Annotated in this window: 1 protein-coding gene; it reads left to right on the forward strand. The window is 37.4% G+C overall.

What is annotated here, in order from left to right; translation table 11 throughout:
* Positions 1–356 (forward strand): VPA1269 family protein (locus AAEY62_RS20915; protein ID WP_350636225.1); only part of this gene is annotated, 356 nt, incomplete at both ends.

A 356-nucleotide genomic window follows, 5' to 3' on the forward strand; every position in this document is an offset into this window, starting at 1 on the left:
TCGAATTAGATTATTGTCTCATTAAGTTGAGAAAGTGGCAAGAAAAGTATAACCCCATTTCAAAACCAACAAAGTGGTTTGATTGTAGGCGAACTAATTTAAATGAGGTACAGAGAAAACAAAAAGGGATTAATTGTTTTTTGTTCAGAGGTTATCAAAATGAAGAGCCTGGTTTGTTTGGCTCTCGTTTAGCAAGCCGCCTTGCAGCAGCACTATTTTTTGCTTCGAAAGACCAACTCACTTCTGCAACTTATGCTGGAAAAAGTTTCAAAGAATGTCATCTTCAACTTGAGCAGCAAGAGGGCATTGCTCTTAGCTTATTTAAATCTGAATATACTCCTCACTCTATGCGTGTG

This window comes from Pseudoalteromonas sp. GW168-MNA-CIBAN-0100, assembly GCF_040309225.1.
Classification (GTDB): Bacteria; Pseudomonadota; Gammaproteobacteria; order Enterobacterales; family Alteromonadaceae; genus Pseudoalteromonas; species Pseudoalteromonas arctica.